At 71.8% G+C, this 21,726-nt stretch carries 20 protein-coding genes; 6 read left to right on the plus strand and 14 right to left on the minus strand.

Annotation, left to right across the window (positions count from 1 at the left end; all coding sequences use genetic code 11):
- Positions 1 to 24 precede the first annotated feature (24 nt).
- On the minus strand, positions 25 to 1,173 hold the full coding sequence (locus OH804_RS22820) for a hypothetical protein (RefSeq protein WP_406059409.1): 1,149 nt from the start codon (positions 1,171 to 1,173) through the stop codon (positions 25 to 27).
- A 169-nt stretch (positions 1,174 to 1,342) separates the two neighbouring features.
- Between OH804_RS22820 and OH804_RS22825 the strand changes: the two genes are divergently transcribed.
- Complete coding sequence (locus tag OH804_RS22825) at positions 1,343 to 2,884, plus strand: gluconokinase (RefSeq protein ID WP_406059411.1); 1,542 nt, start codon at positions 1,343 to 1,345, stop codon at positions 2,882 to 2,884.
- A 9-nt stretch (positions 2,885 to 2,893) separates the two neighbouring features.
- Here OH804_RS22825 and OH804_RS22830 read toward each other — a convergent pair whose 3' ends face one another.
- On the minus strand, positions 2,894 to 3,178 hold the full coding sequence (locus tag OH804_RS22830) for a putative quinol monooxygenase (protein ID WP_406059413.1): 285 nt from the start codon (positions 3,176 to 3,178) through the stop codon (positions 2,894 to 2,896).
- Positions 3,179 to 3,334: 156 nt separating this feature from the next.
- On the opposite strand from OH804_RS22830, the gene OH804_RS22835 reads away from it, so the two are divergent.
- Positions 3,335 to 4,651 carry a serine hydrolase gene (locus OH804_RS22835; protein ID WP_406059415.1) on the plus strand — a complete coding sequence of 439 codons (1,317 nt, stop codon included), beginning with the start codon at positions 3,335 to 3,337 and terminating at the stop codon, positions 4,649 to 4,651.
- A gap of 7 nt (positions 4,652 to 4,658) precedes the next feature.
- Here OH804_RS22835 and OH804_RS22840 read toward each other — a convergent pair whose 3' ends face one another.
- The 8 genes from OH804_RS22840 to OH804_RS22875 all read right to left on the minus strand — a co-directional run bounded on the left by OH804_RS22840 (position 4,659) and on the right by OH804_RS22875 (position 13,559).
- On the minus strand, positions 4,659 to 5,429 hold the full coding sequence (locus tag OH804_RS22840; protein ID WP_406059417.1) for a hypothetical protein: 771 nt from the start codon (positions 5,427 to 5,429) through the stop codon (positions 4,659 to 4,661).
- A 55-nt stretch (positions 5,430 to 5,484) separates the two neighbouring features.
- Entirely contained in the window at positions 5,485 to 6,243 is a 759-nt protein-coding gene (locus OH804_RS22845; protein ID WP_196921254.1) for a MerR family transcriptional regulator, read from the minus strand.
- A 50-nt stretch (positions 6,244 to 6,293) separates the two neighbouring features.
- Positions 6,294 to 8,549, minus strand: a complete 2,256-nt coding sequence (locus tag OH804_RS22850) for a putative bifunctional diguanylate cyclase/phosphodiesterase (protein ID WP_406059419.1) — start codon at positions 8,547 to 8,549, stop codon at positions 6,294 to 6,296.
- 343 nt (positions 8,550 to 8,892) lie between these two features.
- Positions 8,893 to 9,126: a zinc-ribbon domain-containing protein gene (locus tag OH804_RS22855; protein WP_196921253.1), complete on the minus strand. Its 234-nt coding sequence runs from the start codon at positions 9,124 to 9,126 to the stop codon at positions 8,893 to 8,895.
- A 175-nt stretch (positions 9,127 to 9,301) separates the two neighbouring features.
- Positions 9,302 to 10,171, minus strand: a complete 870-nt coding sequence (locus tag OH804_RS22860; protein ID WP_406059421.1) for an SRPBCC family protein — start codon at positions 10,169 to 10,171, stop codon at positions 9,302 to 9,304.
- Positions 10,164 to 10,721 (minus strand): helix-turn-helix domain-containing protein, encoded by a 558-nt coding sequence (locus OH804_RS22865; RefSeq protein ID WP_030490876.1) that lies wholly within the window; start codon positions 10,719 to 10,721, stop codon positions 10,164 to 10,166. Before OH804_RS22865 ends, OH804_RS22860 begins: the two co-directional genes overlap by 8 nt.
- 100 nt (positions 10,722 to 10,821) lie before the next feature.
- Positions 10,822 to 12,165, minus strand: coding sequence for a class I SAM-dependent methyltransferase (locus OH804_RS22870; RefSeq protein WP_406059423.1), 1,344 nt, complete (start codon positions 12,163 to 12,165; stop codon positions 10,822 to 10,824).
- On the minus strand, positions 12,162 to 13,559 hold the full coding sequence (locus OH804_RS22875) for an FAD-binding oxidoreductase (RefSeq protein ID WP_196921250.1): 1,398 nt from the start codon (positions 13,557 to 13,559) through the stop codon (positions 12,162 to 12,164). The genes OH804_RS22870 and OH804_RS22875 overlap by 4 nt, the downstream gene beginning before the upstream one ends.
- Before the next feature lie 93 nt (positions 13,560 to 13,652).
- On the opposite strand from OH804_RS22875, the gene OH804_RS22880 reads away from it, so the two are divergent.
- From OH804_RS22880 to OH804_RS22890, 3 genes are read left to right on the plus strand one after another with little or no spacing between them, the layout of a single operon-like run.
- Positions 13,653 to 14,123, plus strand: coding sequence for an aminoacyl-tRNA deacylase (locus OH804_RS22880; RefSeq protein ID WP_406059425.1), 471 nt, complete (start codon positions 13,653 to 13,655; stop codon positions 14,121 to 14,123).
- Positions 14,124 to 14,160: 37 nt separating this feature from the next.
- A complete protein-coding gene (locus OH804_RS22885; protein WP_406059427.1) occupies positions 14,161 to 14,445 on the plus strand; it encodes a DUF427 domain-containing protein in 285 nt (94 codons plus the stop codon).
- Positions 14,446 to 14,491: 46 nt separating this feature from the next.
- Positions 14,492 to 15,205, plus strand: coding sequence for an RICIN domain-containing protein (locus OH804_RS22890; protein ID WP_406059429.1), 714 nt, complete (start codon positions 14,492 to 14,494; stop codon positions 15,203 to 15,205).
- A 19-nt stretch (positions 15,206 to 15,224) separates the two neighbouring features.
- Here OH804_RS22890 and OH804_RS22895 read toward each other — a convergent pair whose 3' ends face one another.
- Positions 15,225 to 16,580 (minus strand): MFS transporter, encoded by a 1,356-nt coding sequence (locus OH804_RS22895; protein WP_406059431.1) that lies wholly within the window; start codon positions 16,578 to 16,580, stop codon positions 15,225 to 15,227.
- Between the two features lies 1 nt (position 16,581).
- Here OH804_RS22895 and OH804_RS22900 point away from each other — a divergent pair, with 1 nt between their 5' ends.
- Positions 16,582 to 17,589 carry a GlxA family transcriptional regulator gene (locus OH804_RS22900; RefSeq protein ID WP_406059433.1) on the plus strand — a complete coding sequence of 336 codons (1,008 nt, stop codon included), beginning with the start codon at positions 16,582 to 16,584 and terminating at the stop codon, positions 17,587 to 17,589.
- A gap of 223 nt (positions 17,590 to 17,812) precedes the next feature.
- On the opposite strand, the gene OH804_RS22905 is transcribed toward OH804_RS22900, so the two are convergent.
- Genes OH804_RS22905 through OH804_RS22915 form a run of 3 tightly spaced genes read right to left on the minus strand, consistent with a single transcriptional unit; the run spans position 17,813 to position 21,721 of the window.
- Positions 17,813 to 18,277: a hypothetical protein gene (locus tag OH804_RS22905; RefSeq protein ID WP_196921244.1), complete on the minus strand. Its 465-nt coding sequence runs from the start codon at positions 18,275 to 18,277 to the stop codon at positions 17,813 to 17,815.
- Positions 18,278 to 18,305: 28 nt separating this feature from the next.
- On the minus strand, positions 18,306 to 20,261 hold the full coding sequence (locus tag OH804_RS22910; RefSeq protein WP_406066632.1) for a vWA domain-containing protein: 1,956 nt from the start codon (positions 20,259 to 20,261) through the stop codon (positions 18,306 to 18,308).
- Complete coding sequence (locus tag OH804_RS22915; protein WP_196921243.1) at positions 20,261 to 21,721, minus strand: sigma 54-interacting transcriptional regulator; 1,461 nt, start codon at positions 21,719 to 21,721, stop codon at positions 20,261 to 20,263. The genes OH804_RS22910 and OH804_RS22915 overlap by 1 nt, the downstream gene beginning before the upstream one ends.
- Positions 21,722 to 21,726 lie beyond the last annotated feature (5 nt).

Consider the following 21,726-nt stretch of genomic DNA (forward strand, 5'->3'; position numbering starts at 1 on the left):
AGCGGACTTCTGACCCCGAATCGGTCACTTCGTGATGGTCCGCCGCACGCCCTGGTGGGTGGCGCAGGCCTTGGACCCGCCGCCGGCCAGGCTCACCGAACCGTCGCGGCACTGCACGAGGTAACCGCGACCGGCCCAGAACTGCGGTACGCAGTCGAACCAGTCGCACACCTCGGCGGCCGGCTTGCGGATCCGGGTGCCGCCACAGAAGCCGTACCCCAGCGGGTTCTCCGGTGCCCCGCAGCGCGGGCCCTGGGTGGTGCTGGGCGACGGGCGTGGTGACTTGGTCGGCTTGGGCGGCGGGGTCTTCAGCGCGAGCGCCGGGCCGGCGGGGCGGATCAGCGCCGGTGCCACGCTGGTGGTGGGCGCCGGGGTGGCGGCGACGGCGACCTCCGCCCCACCGGTCGGGTCGGACGGGTCCGACTCGATCAACGCCGCCGGCACCAGCAGCGCGATGGCAGCCGCCACAGCGATGGTCCTGCGGCCGCCAGGCACGAACGACGACAGCCGGGCCTGCCCGGGGGTGGCCGCTGCCGGCCGGAACGGCTTGAGCTGGGCGTGCTCGTCGATCAGCTCGTCGAGTTGGGCGATCACCGCGGCGCGCTGTTCGATCGCGTCGGCGAAGGCCAGCGTGAGCTTGAACCGGAAGTCCGGCGCGGCGTCGGTGGGCAGCAACAACCCGGAGGTACGCCGCCGGTCCAGCACCTGGATCAGGGTGACCGGCGCCGCCGGGTCGTGGGCCAGGCCGGTTATTCGGCCGTACGCCCAGTCGCGCCGACCCCGCCCGCCGAGCAGCACGAGTCGACGGCTGGTGATCACGGCCATGCCGGCGTCGGTGACGCGTACGCCGTCGGGGCGGCGCGGGCGCAGCGGCCCGGTTCGGGCGACAGTGAGGTCGGGCGCTGGCAGCACTGTGGTGTGCCGTACCTCGACCAGTTGCGCGGCGGGTAGCGCCCAGAGCACCACCTCGTCGGCGGCCAACTCCAACGCCAGCCCGGCGCCGGCGGCTGCCGAGCCCTGGAAGTCGGCAGCCAGGGCACGCAGCCGCCGCAACTCGTCGTCGCGTCGCCGCCACGCCGCCTCGGCGCCGCGGTACGTGCTGACCCGCCGCACGTTCTGCCGGTGCGCCCACCGGTACCGCCAAGTGGAACCCGTCGAATCAGTCTTCGCCACGCCGACTCCTTCGCCGCGCTGGCCACCAATCTGGGTGTCACGAGGTTTAACAGGTGCGGCGCGGCGCCCGGACACGCCGAAACGGGCGAAGTACCCGATCGGCGGACCAAATAGCACGATAGGGCGATACGCTTGCGTCGATTCACGTTTCCTGAGGGGGGTGGCGGTCGTGCCGGCAGTCACGCTGCCCGGGGTCGTGATCGGGGTCGACATCGGCACCACCAGCACGAAGGCCGTCGCGTACGACACCGACGGTCGGCAGCTCGGCAGTCACCTGGTCGGCTACCCGCTGAACAACCCGCAACCCGGCTACGCCGAGCAGGACCCACAGCTCATCCTCGAAGCGGTGTTCAAGTCGATCAGCATGGTCGTGGCCGAGCTGGTCCAGCCGGTGGCCGGGCTGTCGTTCGGCTCCGCCATGCACAGCCTGATCGGGCTGGACCCTGACGGCAATCCGCTCACCCCGTCGGTGACCTGGGCCGACTCGCGGTCGACGCGGCAGGCCGAGCGGTTGCGGGCGGTGCCGTCGGGGCTGGCCCTGCACCGGCGTACCGGCACGCCGATGCATCCGATGTCGCCGCTGCCCAAGCTGCTCTGGTTCGCCGAGCAGGAGCCGAAACTCTTCGAGCGGGTGGCGCACTGGGTGGGCATCAAGGACTGGGTGTTGCTGCGGATCTGCGGCACGCTGGTCACCGACCACTCAATCGCCTCGGCCACCGGCCTGCTCGACATCCACACGCTGGAGTGGGACAGCGAGGCGCTGGGCATCGCCGGCATCACGCAGAAAAAGCTTCCACAACTGGTCGCCACCACGGCCGTGCTGCCCAACCTCACCCCGCAGGCCGCGGCCGAGACCGGCCTGCCGGAGCGCACCCCGGTGGTGGTCGGCGCGGGCGACGGACCACTGGCGAACCTGGGCCTGGGCGCCGTGCACCCCGGCATGGTGGCCTGCTCGATCGGCACCAGCGGCGCGATGCGGGTGATGGTCGAGCGGCCCGGCGTGGACCCGCTCGGTGGGGTGTTCTGCTACGCGCTGACCGAGCATCGCTGGGCGGTCGGTGGCGCGATCAACAACGGCGGCATCGTGCTCAAGTGGGCCGGCGCGGCGCTCGCCCCGGATCTGGGTGAGCACGCCGAGGAGGACCTTGTCGCCCTGGCGGCCCGCGCGCCGGTGGGCTCGGGCGGGCTCATCATGCTGCCGTACCTGCACAGCGAACGGGCACCACACTGGAGCGCCCTGCCGCGCGGCGCGTATGTGGGGTTGACCCACGCACACCGCCGCGAGCATCTGGTGCGGGCGGCGCTGGAAGGCGTCTGCCAGCAGCTCGCGCTGGTGCTCAGTTCGGTGCGCGCGGCCGGCAACGAGGTCCGGGAGGTCCGGGCCGGTGGCGGTTTCGCCCGCAGCGGCCTGTGGCGGCAGATGCTGGCCGACGCCCTCGGCCTGCCGGTGAGTTTCCCGGCCGCGCACGAGGGGTCGAGCTTCGGCGCCGCGCTGCTCGGCATGGAGGCGCTCGGGCTGATCCCCAGCATCGACGTCGCGGCCGACCTGGTGCGGATCGAGGAGACGGTCCGCCCGGACCCGGCCGCCGCCGCCACCTACGCGGCGCTGCTGCCGCTCTTCGCCGAGCTGTACGAGGCCCTCACGCCCGCCTTCGCCTCGATCCGCCGGATGGCACCCGGCCTGCCCACCGGCCCCTTGCCACCGACCTGAGCGGTGGGGTCAGGGTGCCTCGACGCCGGCGATCAGGTAGCGCTGCACGTCGGCGTCGAGGATGGCCGCTTCCTGCGCGTCGTCCGGCCCGGAGCCACGGAACGCGGCCAGCTGCTCCGCGGACTCCCAGCGCTCGTAGACGTGGATCCGGTCGGGCTCCAACGGGTCGGCCGCCAGCAGGAAGTCGAGGCAACCGGCGGTGGCACGCGCCCGCGCGATGACCGGGCCGCAGCCGGACAGGTAGGCGTCGCGGGTTTCCGGTTCGACACGCAAGCTGCCTGCGATGATCAACATGATGGACCTCCAGGAGTCGAGGTTGCTGATGAGCATGATGCCTGTGAGTCATCCTGATGTCTCTGTGTCATCACGCTCGTCAGGACATCGCCGCCCAGACGGGTGACACCGGTCCCGCCGGCCTCACCCGCCACCAGCGCTCCATATCGTGCAAACGTGAGAAAAAGCGACAAGAGGCGCTCATCTTCCCTGCTGGGGAACTCTGCCCGCGTACCCCTGAAGTGGCTGTCGGCGGCGGTCGCGCTCGCGGTGCTCGCGACGACCGGGCCGGCCACCGCGGACGGCCCGGGCCGCGAGCCCGCCGCGGAGAGCCACGAACCCGGAGTGGACCCCACGCCGGAGCGCCCGCCGACCAGCGAGGTGTCCTGGCTGTCGTTTCCCGGCGGGGTGTTCGCGGTGGACTCGCTCGGGCACACGGTGCGCTACCGCGCCTGCGACGGCGACACCGGCCGGGTCGCCGACCCGACCATGCGGGTCGCCGCCGGGGTGGCCAGTGGGGCGGTCGTCGTCGGAGGGACCGCCTACCGCTACCGGGTGCCGCTCATCGGGCGCAGCGAGGGCACGCTGGAGGTGATTCAGCGGAACCGCCCGCCGACGACGCTGACCGGCGTGGTGGTCACCAGCCCGCAGCCGCCGACCGACCCGGTCGCCGGGGCCCGACTGTTCCCGCTCAGCGGGCAGCTCGCCCGGGTGGTCGCCGACGCGAGCCTCAACCCGGCCGGGGTCACCGTCCGCGACCTGTCCGGCCGCTACGGCGACCAGCAGATCGCCGTCAACGGCTCGCTGCGCCCCAAGGCGGCCAGCGTCATCAAACTGTGGATCCTCGTCGAACTGCTGCGCCAGGTCGACTGTGGACAGGTGTTTCTCGACGACGGGGTGCTGGTCACCCCGGAGGACGTGGTCGGCGGCACCGGCCAGCTGCAGTTCGAGACGTTCCCGCAGGTGGTCACGCTGCGCCGGCTCGCCCAGTACCTGATCAAGTACAGCGACAACGTGGCCGCGAACGTGCTGATCACCTACCTGGGTGGGTTCGCCCCGGTCAACGCGCTGATCGACTCGATGAACCAACGCTCCACCATCCTGGCCCGCCGGATGCTCGACAGTGCTGCGGCGCAACGCGGCGAGGAGAACTACACGAGCCCGGACGACGTGGTGTCAGTGCTCGGCGCGGTCTGGGACGGCGAGATCCTCACCCCCGCCTCCCGCGACCTGATGATCGGGTTCATGCGGGAACAGACCCTGAACACGAAGATCCCGGCGGCGTTGCCACCCGGTGTGCCGGTGGCCCACAAGACCGGTGACCTGCCGGACGCCTCACACGACGTCGGTTACTACCTGATCCCCGGCACCGAGACCGCCGTCGCGTTCCTCACCGCCGGACCCATGGCCACCGGCGACGAGACGGTCCGGCGGATGGCCCGCACCGTCTACGACTTCCTGGTCACCCCAGCCGAGGGGGCGGTCGAGGAGTGAGCCGACGTCACGCGCCGGGAATGTTCGCCGGCGGGTCCTCGCCGACCAGGTCGGCCGCCGGCGGGTCCGCCGACACCGACAACCCGAAGTCCGAGTACGTGAGGTCGAGCTGGGCGGTCTGCGACTGCTCGCTGGCCAACTCGATGCGGTAGCGGACCAGCCGGCCCTGCTCGTCCACGGCTGCGGTGAACGGCACCGCCCCGGCCCGGTCACCGAGCACGTTGCCGACCCCGCTGCCCAGCACCGCGCCGCTCTGGCGCAGGTCCAACGTGCCCGCGTACTCACGCTCCGCGGTCTGCCGCACCCCAGCCGGCGCGCCCAGCGTGCTGGCCAGCCGGGTGTTGTCCAGGCCCTGCTTGGCCGCCGGGGCGCCCGGGGCGCCGACGTGCCACCAGGTCTTGCCGTCCCACACCGGGACGCGGCGGTCCGGGGCGCTGACCCGCACGTACACGTCGGGTCCGGTGGTCAACCGCTCGATCTTCACCACACCGGTGGGCACCTTCAACGAGGTGGTCTCCAGACCACGCTTCGCCTTCGGATCCCAGAGCAGCACTGTGGCGTCCCCGTCCGCGCCGCCGGTGCCCACTGTCAGCTTGTACGGCTGCTCGTCGGCCTTCGCGGCGGCGGCCTTCAGCACACCGACCGGGTCGGCACTCGCTGACGCCGCCGGACGACCCGCGTCCGGTTCGTCGTCGCCGGCGGCGACCAGCGCCCACGCCCCGGCACCGACCGCCACCACGAGCACGGCGACAGCGGCGATCAGCTTCGGTTTCTGCACTGTCATCTCCCCCGGGCGGTGCGGTCCGGCCAGAGTAGCCGGACCGCACCCCGTGTCACGCCCGGCTGATCGCGTTGGCGTGGATCGCCTCGTGCAGATAGGCGGCCAGCCCCGGGGCGATGTTCTCGAAGTACGCGGTGAACCGCTCGTCGGCCAGGTACATGTCGGCCAACCCGGTCTGCACCTCGTACGAGCACTCGTAGAACCAGCGGCTGATGAGCTGCCGGTGCTCCTCGGCCAGGTCCATCGCCTCCGTGCTGTCGGCCGGGGCGCCCGAGGCCATCAGCGCGACGATCCGCCGGCCCCAGTCCTCGTTCTCGGCCTTGATCCGCAGCCAGTCGTCCTTGGTGTAGCGGGAGGCCCGCCGGTTCGACTCCCGGTACGCGTCGGTGCCGCCCCACCGCTGCTCCGCCTCGGCCTCGTGCTCTTCCGGACTGAAGTCGCCGAAGACCTCGAACCGCTCCTCCGGCGTGAGTTGGATGTTCAACTTGCTCGCCTCCATCGCGAACTCGATCGCCGCGACCATCTCCTGCAACCGCTTGAGCCGTACCGTCAGCAGTTCGTGCTGCCGGCGCAGGTGCGCGGCCGGATCGGCCGCCGGGTCGTCGATGATCGCGGTGATCTCCTCAAGCGGGAAACCAAGCTCCCGGTAGTACAGGACGAGCTGCAGCCGTTGCAGGTCCGCGTCGTCGTAGCGGCGGTAACCGGCCGAGGTGCGCCCGCTGGGCGAGAGCAACCCGATCTCGTCGTAGTGGTGCAGCGTCCGCACCGTCACGCCGGCGACCTTCGCCACCTGACCCACCGTGTACGCCATGGTCCCCCTCCCTTCCGGGAACCAGGCTCCTGCCTGCCGTTACGTGAGAGTCAACTCCGATTCTGGCCCACCATGGCGGGGGCGTCCGGCCGCCCGTACAGATAGCCCTGGCCTCGTGGGCAGCCGATCGCGGTGACCGCCTCGTGCTGACGCTCGGTCTCCACCCCCTCGGCGACCACCGCCAGGTCGAACGCGCCGGCCAGGCGGGTGACCATCTCCACAGTGGCGTACGCCCGGTCGTCGGTGCCCAGCCGGGCCACGAACGACCTGTCGATCTTCAGCTCGGTGGCCGGGATGCGGTGCAGGTAGCTCAGCGACGAGTAGCCGGTGCCGAAGTCGTCGATGGCGATCCGGATGCCCAGCTCCCGGAGCTGGTGCAGCCGCTCCAGCACCGCCTCGGTGCCCTCGATCAGCGCCGACTCGGTCAACTCCAGGGTCAACGCCCGTGGTGCCAACCCGGCGGCGCTGGTGGCAGCTGTGACAGTGGCGATCAGGTCCGGCCGACGCAGGTGCGCGGCAGCGATGTTCACCGCGACTGTCGCCTCCGGCACCCGGCCCCGCCAGGTCGCGGCGGCCCGGCACGCCTCGTGGATGACCCAGCGGTCGATCGGCAGGATCAGCCCGGTCTCCTCGGCCAGCGGCAGGAACCTCGACGGCGGCAACATCCCCAGCCGAGGGTGCCGCCAGCGCACCAGCGCCTCGGCGCTGCGCACCGCGCCGGTGGTCAGGTCGACGATGGGTTGGAACTCCAGGTGCAGCTGGTCCTCGTCGACCGCCCGGCGCAGGTCGGCGATCAACTCGGCGCGGGAGACGGCCGACTCGCGCAACGCCGCCGTGCACGTGCGGTACGCGGACTTCCCGGCGGCCTTGGCCGCGTACATGGCGATGTCGGCGTCGCGCAGCAGGTCGCTGTGGGAGGCGTGCTGCGGGCCGTACTCGGCGATGCCGATGCTTGCCGACGGGTGCACCCCTACGTCCTCCTCGCCGTCGGAGGGCCGCAACGCGTCCAACAGCCGCTCGGCGAGTCGTTCGGGTGACACCGGCCGGTCGCCGTCGACAAGCACCGCGAACTCGTCGCCGCCGAGCCGGGCGATGGTGCCGTCGCCGTTCACGGCGGTGTGCATCCGGGCCGCGAGCCCGGTCAACAGGGTGTCACCGGTGGCGTGCCCGAACCGGTCGTTGACCTGCTTGAACCCGTCCAGGTCGAGTAGCAGCACGGCCACCGGTCGCCCGTCGCGCAGGGCCAGGCGCAACCGCCGGTTGAACAACAGCCGGTTGGGCAGCCCGGTGAGCTGGTCGCCGTACGCGAGCCGGCGCAGCCGCGCCACCAACCGGAGGTTCTCGTTGGCGGCCAACCCCTGCCGGACGGCGAGGGCCGCCAGCAACACCATCATGGTCACGAACACCAGCTGCGGGGTCTGCCCGGTGGGCCGACGGGCCAGCACCACCGCGATGATCGCCCCACCCACCGGCAGGTACGGCAACGCCACCCGCCACCAGGGCGGCAGCGGTGACTCGGCGGTGTCGTCGGTGCCGTCGCAGTCCGGTGGTGGCGGGTTCCGGGTGGCCAGGCCGATCAGCAGGTAACTCAACGGCCAGCACAGGTCGATCGGGTGACCGGCCGCGTAGTCGGCGCGGGCGACAAGCGACACGTAGACGACGTCGGCGACGACCCGCAGGGTGAGGCTCGCCGCGAGGACGGTCATCGGCCGCCACATCGGCCGGGCTGGGCCGGAAACCGCGACCAGGATGGTGAGCTGCATCAGGTCGAACATCGGGAAGAGCAGCCCCAGCGTGCGCGCCGGGTCGGCCAGCTCGGCGGCGGCGACCCCACGGAAGACCAGCACCCACCCGATCGGCACCAGGGCCAGGGCGACGATCACCCCGTCCAGCAACGTACGGGCCCGCCCGACAGCGGTCCGTGGCGCAGACAGCGAGCTGAGCAGCGCGGCCGTGCCGGTGAGGATGCCGGCGGTGAAGACCACCCCGACCACCGGCGTGTGCGGCAGGTCACCGCCGACGAGCCGCTGCACCGCCCAGACCGCCCGGCCGATCGCGGCGAGGGCCATGGTGACGGCGAGCAGCGTCCAGAACCGGCGCAGCGGCGCGGGATGCCGACGGGCCACCCCGACGCACGCGAACGTCGCCCAACCGGCGACCAGCATCGCGCCCACGTCGCTGACCAGCGCGGCACCGGGCAACGCCGCGACCAGCCAACCCGCCTCCAACAGGATCACCGCAGCCGCGACGAACGCACCGGCGGGGCTGAGCGTCCCCACAGCCTGCTTGCCGTCCTGTCGGGACACGGTCGCTCCGGCTCTTTCGTCGTGCGTGCACCCTCGGCGGCGCCGGTCCACGGCAAACCCCGAAAGCCTAACCAGCGCCCAGAGACGCCGCCAGAGCCGAACGTGCACCCCGCTGCGCTCGGTGCGGCCCCTGCGCGCTGAGCGTCCTCGCGCGTTCGGTCAGCGGCCCGCGGATCGGTTCCAGGGTGAGCGGGGCAGCGCGGTGCCGGCCATCGGACGACGTGCGCGGCGGCGTCTGCGCCGGCCAGGGGTGCAGGGCGGGCGGGCAACGGTGTGCACTGCCACGTCGGCCGAGAACGTCGGTCGGCCGATCAGCCAGCAGAGGAAGCGTTCCATCGTCGGATCAGCCGACCGGGAGGCGCTCGGCGTCGGACTTGGAGATCTCGTACTCGGCCCCGCAGAACGTGCACTGCTGCGCGTACCGGGTGCGGATCGGAACGAGAGGAATGAAGAAGAGTGTGAATTTCGTCGAGCGGCGGGTGATCACCTGCGCGGCCTGGTTGCCGCAGTGGCGGCAGACCTGCTGCACGACACCGGACCGGTCGACCTTGGTACGCAGACCAAAGATGAAGAACATCGCCCGCCAGTACCCACTCGACAGCGAAAAGTCACCAGATCCCGCCATCGGATCCCCCGGGCCCGCCCCGACACACAAGATCGTGCTCGATCCAGGATGTAGTGGTCTCCGCGGTGAACGAGGCCACTACATCCCTGATCGAGCACGATCAAGCGAACCGATCAAGGCGAAACCCTCAGTTGGACGGCGCGGGCTCCAGGCCGGGGATCTCCTCGGAGAGCCAGATCGGCTGCCAGTTCGGCACCTCGTGGAAGCGGCGCAGCTCGAACAGCCCGGCAACCGAGCCACTCCAGGCCCCGTACGGGGGGTTGGCCTCGTCGAAGCCGCTCTGCACGAAGGTCAGCGTGGTCCGGCCACCGGACTCGGCCAGCTCCCAGTTCGTCACGCCGGTCGGGCCCCAGTCGACGGACAACCGCCGGCCGGGCTCCAGGTCGACGATCTTGGCGGCGTAGCCGTTCTCGAAGCCGCCCATGGCGTACCGGCCGCCGACCCAGGGCTCGATGCCGATCGGGTAGCCGAACCAGGCGGTGGCCTGCTCGGAGTTGGTCAGCGACTCCCACACCTTGTCGGCGGGGGCGGCGATGACCAGTTCACCGCGCAGGTCGGCGGAGGTGAAGTCGGTGCGGGGCAGCAGCGGCTTGCCCTCCAGGTGGGCGGCCAGGTTGGCGATGGACAGCGCCCAGAACGTCTGGAGCACCCCCCGGATGCTGGAGCCGCTCATCGCCTCGGCGAAGTCGAAGTGGCTCTGGGTCAGCGTGAGCACTGTGCTGTCGGTGCCCTCGGCGGTCAACTGGAGTTCGGTGGTGGTCTCCACCCCGTCGAGCAGCCAGCTGAAGCGCAGCGTGTCGTCGTCGGCGTGCAGCAGCCGCTGGTGCGGCGCGTCGCCCTCGGGCGTGTAGCGGCCCCAGAACTCGTACCGCTGAGGCAGCTCGACCTCGGCGTGCTCGGCCAGCCAGACACGCAGCTCGGCCGGGTCGGTCAGGGCCTGGCGGACGCGCCCGACCGGCGCGGAGAGACGGGCCTGGACCTTCATCGGCTCACTCATTGTCGTTCCCTTTCGGATAGCAGGCGACGGCCAGCTTGAAGGCATCTCCTTCGCTGCCGCCGTAGCGGGTGAACAGGTCCTGAAGTGCGGTTTGCAGGTCGTGCAGGAACTGCTGGCGCTGCTCGGCGGGCACCCGGATCTCGCCGGAGACCCCGATCGAGGGCAGCTCGGGTGCCGCCCGGTCCAGGCCGGCGATGTCGGCCTGGACCTCCTCCATCAGGTCGAGCAGGTAGCCGAGGCTCAGCTCGTCGCGGGCCCGGCGCAGGCCGATTCGGCCGACGAGCCGCGGGGAGAGCCAGTAGGACCGGGCGGCGGCCTGGTAGATGCCTTCGGTGATGCCGCGGACCTTGCGTTCGTTGACCAGCTCGACGAGGCCAGCCGCGACGAGCTGCTTGACGTGGTAGTAGACGCGCTGTGGCGTCTGGTCGAGTCGGGCCGCCACCTCGGTGCAGGTGCGCGGCTCGGCCAGTTGCCGCAGCACCTCGACGCGCTGCGGCTTGAGCAGGACTTCGGCCTGCTCGATCTGCTCCAGGTACAGGACGTCTCTCATGGCAAAATCAGTTTGTACGTACAAAACTTCTTTGTCAATCGCTTCGCGAGAAGCCGCGCCGACTTTTTCGACGCGGCTTCAGGCGACGGTCAGCAGGTGATCAGGGCAACCAGTCCGGTCGCAGCGGGTAGCCACTCACACCGTTCGGGCCGTCGTGGGTGGCCAACACCTGGTGCAGCTGGATGCCGTTGCGTTCGAACGCCATCCGCGACCCGGCCATGTAGAGCCCCCACACCCGGGCGGTGCCCGCACCCACCTCCGAGACGCAGAAGTCCCAGTGCTCGACCAGGTTGCGGCACCAGGCGGCCAGCGTCAGCGCGTAGTGCTGGCGCAGGTTCTCCTCGTGGTGCACCTCGAACCCGGCGTCGTGCACCTCACTGATCAACCGGCCCGGACCGGCCAGCTCACCGTCCGGGAAGACGTACCTGTCGATGAACGCGCCGGAGCGGTGCGGCGCCCGGTTGTCCGCCCGGGTGATGCAGTGGTTCAGCAGCCGCCCGCCCTGCCGTAGCCGGCTGCGCAGCGCCCCGAAGTAGGCCGGGTAGTTGCGCACCCCGATGTGCTCGGTCAACCCGATCGAGGAGATGGCGTCGAACTGCTCGGCCGGCGCGTCCCGGTAGTCCAGGTGCCGCACCTCCGCCAACTCGGTCAACCCCTCCCGCTCGATCGCGGCCTGCGCCCACTGCGCCTGCGCCTTCGACAGGGTCACCCCGAGCGCCTTGACGCCGTACTCGCGGGCGGCGTGGCGCACCATGCCACCCCAGCCGCACCCGACATCGAGCAGCCGCATCCCCTTCTTCAGCGCCAGCTTTCCGGCGACCAGGTCGTACTTCGCCGCCTGGGCCTGCTCCAACGTGTCGTCCGGAGAACGGAAGACCGCGCAGGTGTACGTCATCGACGGGCCGAGCACCTTCTCGTAGAAGGCGTTGGAGACGTCGTAGTGGTGCGAGATGGCCGCGCCGTCACGCACCCGCGAGTGCCGCAGCCCGTTCATCACCCGCTTCCAGCGCGGCTGCGCCTCCTGCGGCGGTGCCGGCGGCGGCATCAACCGCTCCCAGCCCAGCCCACGGACCAGCGCCAACCCCTCGGCCAGCGACGGTGGGCGTAACCGCAGCTCGTCCTTGAGCACCCGCAACGCCTCGTACGGGTCACCCGGGTGCACGCCCTGCAACGCCAGGTCACCGCTGACGTACGCCCGGGCCATGCCCAGGTCGCCGGGTGCGGTGAGCAGGTACGACAACCCACGCTCGGATTGGATCGCCAGGGTGATGCCGGCGTCGGACGGGCCGACGGCGCTGCCGTCGTACCCGGTGATCCGCACCGGCAGCGGCCCCGCCGTGACCGCGCGGACGACATCCGCGACGGTCGGACCCGTGTGCCGGCCCCCCGCCGGCGGGGTGGCGGGGACGCTCGCCGCCCCCTGATCTCTGTCGGTCAGGCTCATGCTCGTGCTACCGCCTTTTCGTACAGTCCCGTCAGCCGGTGGTCCGGGTCGTAGCGGTCTTTCACCGCGCGCCACGTGTCGCCGCCGTACAGGCGATCGAAGGCGTCCCGGTCGTAGTACGCATCGGAGTAGAGCGACTTGTGCCCGCCCGACTCCGACACCCTGCGTTCGATCGTGCGGTTGACGTCGCCGTCGGCGGCGCCCGGCGCGATCGGCACGCTCCCCCAGAACCCAATGTTGACGTAGTCCTCCCCCGGCCGGAGCGGATATAACGGCCAGGACCGCGCCGAGCCGGGCCCCGCCGGCTCACGCAGCCGCAACGGGCACAGCCACACCGGGTTCATTCCCACCGCGCCGGCGAACCAGCGCAGGAAGTCGGCCGTCCGGTCCAGCGGGATCTCCACGTCCTGCACGACCCGCTCGCGGGCCGGTTGCCCGCGCAGCCGGTCGATCCGGGCCGCCACCTGGTGGCGGTGCTCCAACCGGACCAGTCGGTGGTAGAAGTCGCTGCGCCGGTAACGCGCCGGCCAGAGCCTGCGCACGACCGGGTGCTGCGCGCCGAAAGCCGACGAGCACCAGAACCAGTCGGTGTCCCAGCGCCACAGATAGTCGTACGCGGTGAGCACGTCACGGGTGCGCCGTCGCAGCGACCGGTAGTAGATCCCCTGACCCGTGTAGTCGCTGGGCGGGCCGGCCCCGTCGGTGAACGTGGCGAACACCAGGTACGCCTCGCCGGGGCTGAACATCACCCCGTCCATCGCGTCCACCGGCTCGCCGGCCCAGGACCGGGTGGCGGTCACCTCGGCGATCGCGTCGGTGAGCGCCTCCAATTGGGTGAACCGGACGTTGCGCAACGCCACGTACCGGCCGACCGGTTGCAGCTCGATCCGCAACCGGGTGGCGTAACCGAGGCTGCCCAGCGAGTTGGGAAACGCGGTGAACAGGTCGGCGTGCTCGCCGTCGGGTCGGGCGGTGACGATCTCGCCGGAGCCGGTGAGCACGTCCAGCTCCCGGACCGACTCGTGCGGCAGGCCGTTACGGAACGAGGTCGACTCGATCCCGAGGCCGGTCACCGCGCCGCCCAGCGTGATGGTGCGCAACTGCGGCACCACCAGCGGCATCAGCCCGTGCGGCAGCGTCGCGTCGACCAGGTCCTCGTAGGTGCACATGCCCTGCACGTCGGCGGTACGGCCGGCCGGGTCGACCGACAGCACGCCGTTCAGGCCACTCACGTCGAGCCCCGGAGTCCGGGGAGCGGACCGGGGGCGGAACAGGTTGGAGGTGCGTTTGGCCAGCCGGACAGGCTCGCCCGTGGGCACCGCGGCGTACGACCGCCGCAGCGTGTCCACCGCTTGATCATGGTCAATCGGTTGATCCACACGCTCAGCGCGCATGTGATCACCTTACGCTCGCCGTTTGGAAACCGTGGGATGTCGGCGCTGGCAGTTTCCCGTCCGGTGGCAGGCCCGACGGCTACCGTGGCGGGCATGCCATCGCCAGCGATCACCGCCCTGGACGCCGCCAAACTGCCGTATCGGCTGGTCAGCCACGGTGCGGTCGGCAGTCTCGCGGAGGCCGCCGCCGTCCGGGGCGTAGCCGTCCCCGACGTGGTCAAGACCATAGTGGTCCGCCGAAGTGAAGACGATCACCTGTTCGTGCTCACCCCCGGCGACCGGGTCATCTCCTGGCCCAAGCTGCGCGCCCTGCTCGGGGTGCACCGTCTCTCCATGCCGGACACGGCGGGCGCCCTGGCCGCCACCGGCTACGAACGCGGCACCATCACCCCGTTCGGCGCGAGCACTGCCTGGCCTGTGGTCGCCGACGAGCGACTGCGCGGCCGGGAGATCACCCTGGGTGCCGGCGAGCGGGGTCTCGCCATCGCGATCGACGCCGACACCGCGATCGCCGCCCTCGACGCCACGGTCGCCGACGTCACCGACCCGCAGCCCACCCGCTGAGCGCTGCCGGGGCGGCGGCGCGGCCTACTGTTGGAACATGCCGAAAGCCGTTTGGAACGACCTGGTCGTCGCCGAGAGCGACGACACCGTGCTGGTGGAGGGCAACCACTACTTCCCCCGGTCGGCGCTGCGCGACGACCTGATCCAGGAGTCCGCGACCCACACCGTCTGCCCGTGGAAGGGCACCGCCTCGTACTACACCCTCACGCACGAAGGCAACACCAGCGAGGACGCCGTCTGGTACTACCCGGAGCCCAAGCCGGACGCCGAGATGGTGCGCGACCGGGTGGCGTTCTGGAAGGACGTCCGGGTCGTCGACTGACCGCCGGGCTGGCTCCGGCGCGACGTCGTGGGTGAGGATGACGCCTATGTCCGCGCCCGAGGAACGCTCCGACCCCGCCGGCACCGTCTACGGCGGTCACCGGGCACCGCGCTCCGGGCCGCTGGCCGACCCGTTGCTGCGGGTCGCAGTGGCGGTCGGGGTCGTCGGCGTACTCCTGGGGGTCGTCTTCGCCACCGGGCTGTTCGACGGTGACGACGAGCCGGCCGCGCCGGCGTCGGTCGGCACGCCGACCAGCCCGACCCAGCCCAGCGACCCGGCCGGCGAGCCGAGCCCGACCCCTCCGGCCGAGCCGTCACCGACCCCGTCGGAAAGCACGCCGGCCGCCCCGCCCGCCGGACCCCGGGTGCTGCGCGCCGGCTCGGGCCTCTGCCTGGGGCTCGACGGTGACGGTGAGAAGGCCGAGGCCGAGTTGGCAGTGTGCACCGGCGCCCCGGAGCAGCAGTGGGTGGTCAGCCCGGTCGGCGCGGACGTCGTGTCGTTGACCAACGCCAAGTACGGGCAGTGCCTCGACGTCGAGGGTGGCAGTCGGGACGACGGCGCGCGGTTGCAGCAGTTCCCCTGCCACGGCGAGGCCAACCAGCGGTGGCGACTCGCGGCGACCGGCACCGGCCCGGTGCTGCTCGTCGCCGAGCACAGCGGCAGGTGCGCCCAGGCCGACGACGACGCCGTCGAGGCCGGCGAGGACATCCGGCAGCGGCAGTGCGACGGCCGGCCCGCCCAGCAGTGGACAGTGAGCTGACCGGCCGTCGCGTCGCGGTTCAGCCCCGGAAGCTCCACGCCCTGGGCGCGGTCGCGGCGACCAGCACGGCCTCCGGGACTCCTCGGCCCGGTCGTCGGCGCAGCAGCAACGACAGTCCGGCCGCGCCGATCGACAGCGCGCCCGCCACGTACCAGGCCATCGCGTAGTCACCCAGCCGGTCCCGGACCAGCCCCGCCCCGGTAGCGGCGACCGCCGCGCCGAGTTGGTGCGCGGCGAACACCCAGCCGAACACCACCGCTCCGGCGCCACCGAAGTACTCCCGGCACAGCGCCACGGTCGGCGGCACGGTGGCCACCCAGTCCAGGCCGTAGAAGACGATGAACACCAGCATGCTCGGCTCGGCGGTGCCGGAGAACAGGCTCGGCAGCACCAGCAGGGACAGCCCGCGCAGCGCGTAGTACATGCCGAGCAGCAGGCGGCTGTCCATCCGGTCGGTGAGCCAGCCGGAGGCGATCGTGCCGACGATGTCGAAGAGCCCCACCAGGGCGAGCAACCCGGCCGCCGTGGTCTGGGCCATGCCGTGGTCGTGCGCGGCCGGCACGAAGTGCGTACCGACGAGGCCGTTCGTGGTCGCCCCACAGATCGCGAACCCTCCGGCCAGCAGCCAGAACGGTCGGGTCCGGGCCGCGGTGGCCAGCGCGCCGAGCGCCCGGGTCGCGGCGCCGCCGGTCGCCGGCGGCGCCGCGACGACAGCGGTCGCCCCGTAGGCGGGCAGGCCAAGATCCGCCGGGTGCTCGCGCAGCAGCCACACCACGAGGGGTACGACCGCCAGCGCCGCCGCGGCCACCACGAGCGCGGCGGTACGCCAGCCGTGGTCGCGTACCAGGATGGCGATCAGTGGCAGGAACACCAGTTGTCCGGCCGCCCCGCCAGCGGTCAGCACGCCGGTGACCAGGCCCCGTCGGTGGACGAACCACCGTCCGGTGACGGTGGCCACGAACGCCAGGGCCATCGAGCCGGTGCCCAGCCCCACCAGCACACCCCAGCAGAGCAGAAGCTGCCAGCTGGCGGTCATGAAGACCGTCAACCCGCTGCCCGCGGCGACCAGCAGCAGTGCCACCGAGACCACCCGGCGGATGCCGAACCGGTCCATCAGGGCGGCCGCGAACGGCGCGGTGAGCCCGTAGAGCAGCAGGTTGACCGAGACGGCCGCGGAGATCGTGGCCAGCGGCCAGCCGAACTCCTCGTGCAGCGGGTGCAGCAGCACCGACGGGGTGGCGCGGAAGCCGGCAGCGCCGACCAGCGCCACGAAGGCGACGGCGGCGACCAGCCAGGCGGGATGCAGACGGCGGTTCTTGGTCACGGAGCAAGTCTGAGCTGGCCCACTCACCTCGACGAGTGGCCGGAAAGCCATCATGCGCAATAATCGGGCCATGAGCGTTCGCCCGCACCGGATCGCCGTACTCGCGCTGCACCAGGTGGTTGGCCTGGACCTCGGCACCCCGTCCCAGGTCTTCAGCACCGCCCGGGCCACGGACGGGACACCCTTCTACGACGTCCGGGTGTGCACCCCGGGCGGGCAGCCGGTACGCAGCACCGCCGGCTTCCAGCTGGTCCCCGACCACGGTCTGGAGTTGCTGGACACCGCCGACACGGTGATCGTCCCGGGCATCCACGACGGCACCTCGTTGACAGCGGGCACCGTCGAGCCGGAGGTCACCGCGGCGCTGCGCGCGGCGTACGAGCGGGGCGCCCGGATCATGTCGATCTGCACCGGGGCGTTCGTGCTCGCCGCCGCCGGGCTCCTCGACGGGCGGCGGGCGACCACCCACTGGGCGTACGCCGAGCGGTTCCGCCGCCTGCACGCCCGGGTGGACCTCGACCCGGGTGTGCTCTTCATCGCCGACGACCGGGTGCTCACCTCGGCCGGAGTCGCCGCCGGCATCGACCTCTGCCTGCACGTCATCCGCGTCGACCACGGCAGTGAGGTGGCCAACCGGGCGGCCCGGCGCTGCGTGATGCCGCCGTGGCGCGACGGCGGTCAGGCGCAGTACATCGAGCAGCCGGTGCCGAAGGCGACCGACACCAGCACGGCGGCTGCCCGGGAGTGGGCGCGGCAGCGGCTGCACGAGCCGATCGCGCTGCGCGACCTGGCCGAGCAGGCGCGGATGAGCGTGCGCACCTTCACCCGGCGCTTCCGGTCGGAGACCGGCCTGAGCCCGGCCCAGTGGCTGCTGCAACAGCGCACCGACCACGCCAGGCTGCTGCTGGAGACGACCGACCTCACAGTCGACCAGATCGCCCACCGCTCAGGCTTCGGCACCACCGCCGCCCTGCGCCAGCAACTCCACCAACGCATCGGCGTGGCCCCGTCCACCTACCGCCGCACCTTCCACCCCCGCCCAGCCCTAGCCAAAACCTGACCCCGCCCCGACGCTTCCCCGCCCCGCGATCTTGCACTTACTGTTGCCGACTTGCCCTCTTATGCCACTTTCGTCGGGACAGAAAGTACAAGATCCGCGAAGGACTTGGGGCGGGGTGGGCAGCACTAGTGCGAGCCTGATGTCTGTGGGTCATCGTGATGACTCACAGACATCACGCTCAATTGGGCAAGACCTGCGACGCTGACCGGCCGATCGGCGTCGCTCAGGACCGGAGGACGTGCAGTTGGGACTGGTGCTTGGGCAGGTGCACCCGGGTGTGCAGGTCCAGGGTGCGCGACCAGGGCAGCGGCTCGTCGACGATGAGGTCGAAGCCCTCGCGTAGGTGCGTCTCGACCGGGGTCTCCGCGGCCAGGCCGAGTTGGTCGACCAGCCCGCACAGCCGGTCGCTGGTGCCGTGCAGCAACGCGGTCAGGCCACGCAGACCACCCTGCTCGGCGGCGAGCGCGTCGAGCTGCGGGCGGTGCATGGCCTCTTCCAGTTCGTAGTAGGCGAACGGCGACCCGGCCAGCAACGCCTCGGTGGCCTGGATCATCAGCTCGTCGTTGGCGACCAGATGCGCGACGATCTGCTCGGCACTGAGCTGTCCCTCCGGAGCCGGACCGAACCCGCCAGCGTCGACCTCCGCGAACAGGGCACCGTAAGCCCGCCGCAATCCCCCGCTCTCCATCCCCCCAGTCAACCCGCCCCACCGCGAGTTAGCGGCGGGATTGGCGGGAGCGGAGGTAGTCGCTGACCACGTACTCGCCCAGGTCGTCGGTGTCCGGGGTGAACATGCGGCCCCGGCTGCGGCGGGCCACCGCGTCGACGAAGCGCCGCAGGCCCGGGTCGTCGCCGAGCATGAACAGGTTGAGCGTGGCGCCGTAACGGCTCAGCCGGTCCACCTCGCGCACCGTCGCCTCGATCGTCTCCGGCAGCGGCGGCCAGTGGAACAGCGCCTCCCCGTCGTCCGGGTCCAGGTGGGCGGTCGGCTCGCCGTCGGTGACCACCAGCACGATCGGCTCGGCGTCCGGGTGCCGGCGCAGGTGCCGGCTCGCCAACCGCAGCGCGTGCTGAAGGTTGGTGCCCTGCTCCATGTCCGGCTCCACGGCCGCCAACTCCTGCTGGGTGAGCGCCATCGCCTCCCGGCCGAAGCCCACGATCTGCAGGGCGTCCTGCGGGAAGCGGGTCTCCATCAGGTGTGCCAGCGCCAGCGCCGTCTGCTTCATCGGCCCCCAACGACCCTGAGAGATCATCGAGTACGACAGGTCGACGCAGAGCACCACAGCGGCCGAGGCCCGCCTCTCGGTCTCCACCACCTCGAAGTCGTCGACCGCGAGCTGCACCGGAACCGTCGGCCCGGCCCGACTGACCGCCCGGGTCAGCGTCCGGACCACGTCCAACGGTTGCTCATCGCCGTACTCCCAGGGCCTGGACCCGCCGCTGACCTCGCCCGCCGCACCGGCCGAGCGCAGGTCGTGCTGGCCGCGCGGCCCGGCGGTCAACTCGGCGAAGACCTGCCGCAGCGCGGTCCCGCCGAGCCGGCGCAGCGCCTTCGGGCTCAGGGTGAGACCCTCCGCGTCGCGGCTCACCCAACCCTGGCGGCGCAGTTCCCGCTCCAGGTCGCGCAGCCGGCGAACGTCGTCGGCCGCGTCCCTGCCCAGCGTGCGGGCCACCGCGTCGACGTCCACGTCGTCGAGGGTCGCCCCCGGGTGTTCCTGGTCGAGCTGGTCCAGCAGGTCGTCCAGTTCGCCGATCTCACCCAGCGCGCCGGCCGCGTCGGCGTAGTCCAGCGGCTGGTCGCCGCGGACCCGCTCGCCCCGCCCCCAGCGCAGATCGGGTCGCAGCGCCCGCAGGTTCGCGTCGAGCGCTGACAACTCCCCCGCGAGGCGGTCGCCGAGCGACTGCTGCATGAGGCCGGCCAGCTCGGCGCGCTGCCGCTCGGACAGCGAGTTCATCAGCCGCTCACCGGCCGCCGCCCGGCGGGCCAGGACGTCGATCAACTCGTCGACGGTCTCCGGCTTCTCCGGGAAGAAGTCGCCGTGTCGGCGCATGAACTCGGCGAACGCGTCGGTGGTGTCCTCCGCGCGACCGTGCCGGGCGAGCAGGTCGTTCAGGTCGCCCATCATCTCGGCGAGCCGCTGCTGGGCGGCCGGGTCGGCGGAGGCGCGCACCGCGTCGCGCAGCCCGGCGAAGCGCTGGCCGAGCACGTCGTCGCGGAGCTGGTCGAGGATCTGCTGGTACGAGCGCCGGGCATCGTCGCTGGCCCACTGGTAGCCGGACAGCTCCTCCACCGCCCGCGCGGTCGAGCGGGGCAGGTTGTCCAATACCGCCTCGGCGAACCGGGCGTCGTCGTCGTCGCGACCCCGCAGCTCGTCCCGCTCGGCGGCGAGGGCCTGGTCGAGCAACGCCCGGGCCCGGGTCACCGCGCCGTCCAGGTCACCCCTGCGCATCGCCTCCCGGCGCAACCGCCGCGCCCGGGCGGCCAGGTCATCCAGGCCGCCCCGCCCCTGCGGGCCCCGGCGCAACAGGTCGCGCAGCGCCTCCCGCAGGCTGCCGCCGGCCAGCACCTCGGCGCCGACCGCGTCCACCGCCTCGCGCACGTCGTACGGGGGTGCCAGCGGGTCAGGCCCGCCGTTCCACTGCCCGTAACGGAACCGGTTGCCGGCCACGATCAGCCCCGGCCGCCGTAGACGGTGCGCCCCGAGTCGGTGACGTCCTTGCCGAGCCGGCGGGTCAGGTGCAGCCCTTCCAGCACGAACTCGACTGCGGCGGCAGCCTCCTCCGAGGTGGGCGCGTCGCCCAGGTCGAGCCGATCCAGGACCTTCGCCAGCCCGGGTACGGTGCCGACCTGGCGCAGCAGCTCGGCGGCGCTGACCAACTCGCCGGTCTCGATCGCGGCGCCGTCGTCGACCAGGGCGGTGAAACCGGACAGGTCCAGCCCGGCCAGGTGTGCCCGGAACGTCTCGGCGGTCGCGGTACGCAGCAGATGCGCGAGGATCTCGATCTCCCGGCCTTCCTCGCCGCTCTCGAACTCGACCTTGCCGCGCAGCGTGCTGGTCACCGACACCGCGTCGCCGACGCGGGCGACGGCGGCCTCGGAGCGCCCGTCCGGGGTGTCGGAAGCGGCGAGCAGCCCGGCGCGACGCAGCGCGGCACCGGCGACCGTCTCGGCGGCGGCGATGGCGAATCGGGCGGAGACACCGGAGCGCGGGTCCACCGACGGCGACTCCCGCACGGCGCGGGCGAAGCGGGCCAGCACCTCCAGGACGTGCTCCGGTACCTCGGCGACCAGGTCGGCCTCCTGGCGGATCAGCGCCAGCTCCAACTCCAGGTCGACCGGGTAGTGGGTGCGGATCTCCGCACCGAACCGGTCCTTGAGCGGGGTGATGATCCGGCCCCGGTTGGTGTAGTCCTCCGGGTTGGCGCTGGCCACCAGGAGCAGGTCCAGTGGCAGGCGCAGCTGGTAGCCGCGAACCTGGATGTCCCGCTCCTCCAGCACGTTGAGCAGCGCCACCTGGATGCGCTCGGCCAGGTCGGGCAGCTCGTTCACGGCGAAGATGCCCCGGTTGGTGCGCGGCACCAACCCGAAGTGGATGGTCTCCGGGTCGCCGAGGGTACGACCCTGGGCGATGCGGATCGGGTCGACGTCACCGATCAGGTCGCCGACGCTGGTGTCCGGGGTGGCCAACTTCTCGCCGTAGCGCATCGAGCGGTGCAGCCAGCCGATCGGCAGTTCGTCACCGGCCTCGGCGACCTGGGCGCGGGACGCCGGGGTGAGCGGGTGCATCGGATGCTCGTTGAGCACCGAGCCGGGCAGAACGGGGGTCCACTCGTCGAGCAACGCGCCCAGCGAGCGGATCAGCCGGGTCTTGCCCTGGCCGCGCTCGCCGAGCAGCACCATGTCGTGCCCGGCGAGCAGGGCCCGCTCGACCTCGGGCAGCACGCTGTCGTCGTAGCCGACGATGCCGGGGAAACGGGTCTCGCCGGAACGCATCCGGGCGAGGAGGTTGTCGCGGAGTTCCTGCTTGACGGTGCGGTACTGGTGACCGGCCGCCCGAAGCGCGCCGAGCGTGCCGGGCAGGTCGGCCGGTGGAACCGGGATTACCGGGGTAGGCGCAGTCACCCGACCCACGCTAG

The sequence above is a fragment of the Micromonospora sp. NBC_00860 genome (assembly GCF_045207375.1).
Taxonomy (GTDB): domain Bacteria; phylum Actinomycetota; class Actinomycetes; order Mycobacteriales; family Micromonosporaceae; genus Micromonospora; species Micromonospora vinacea.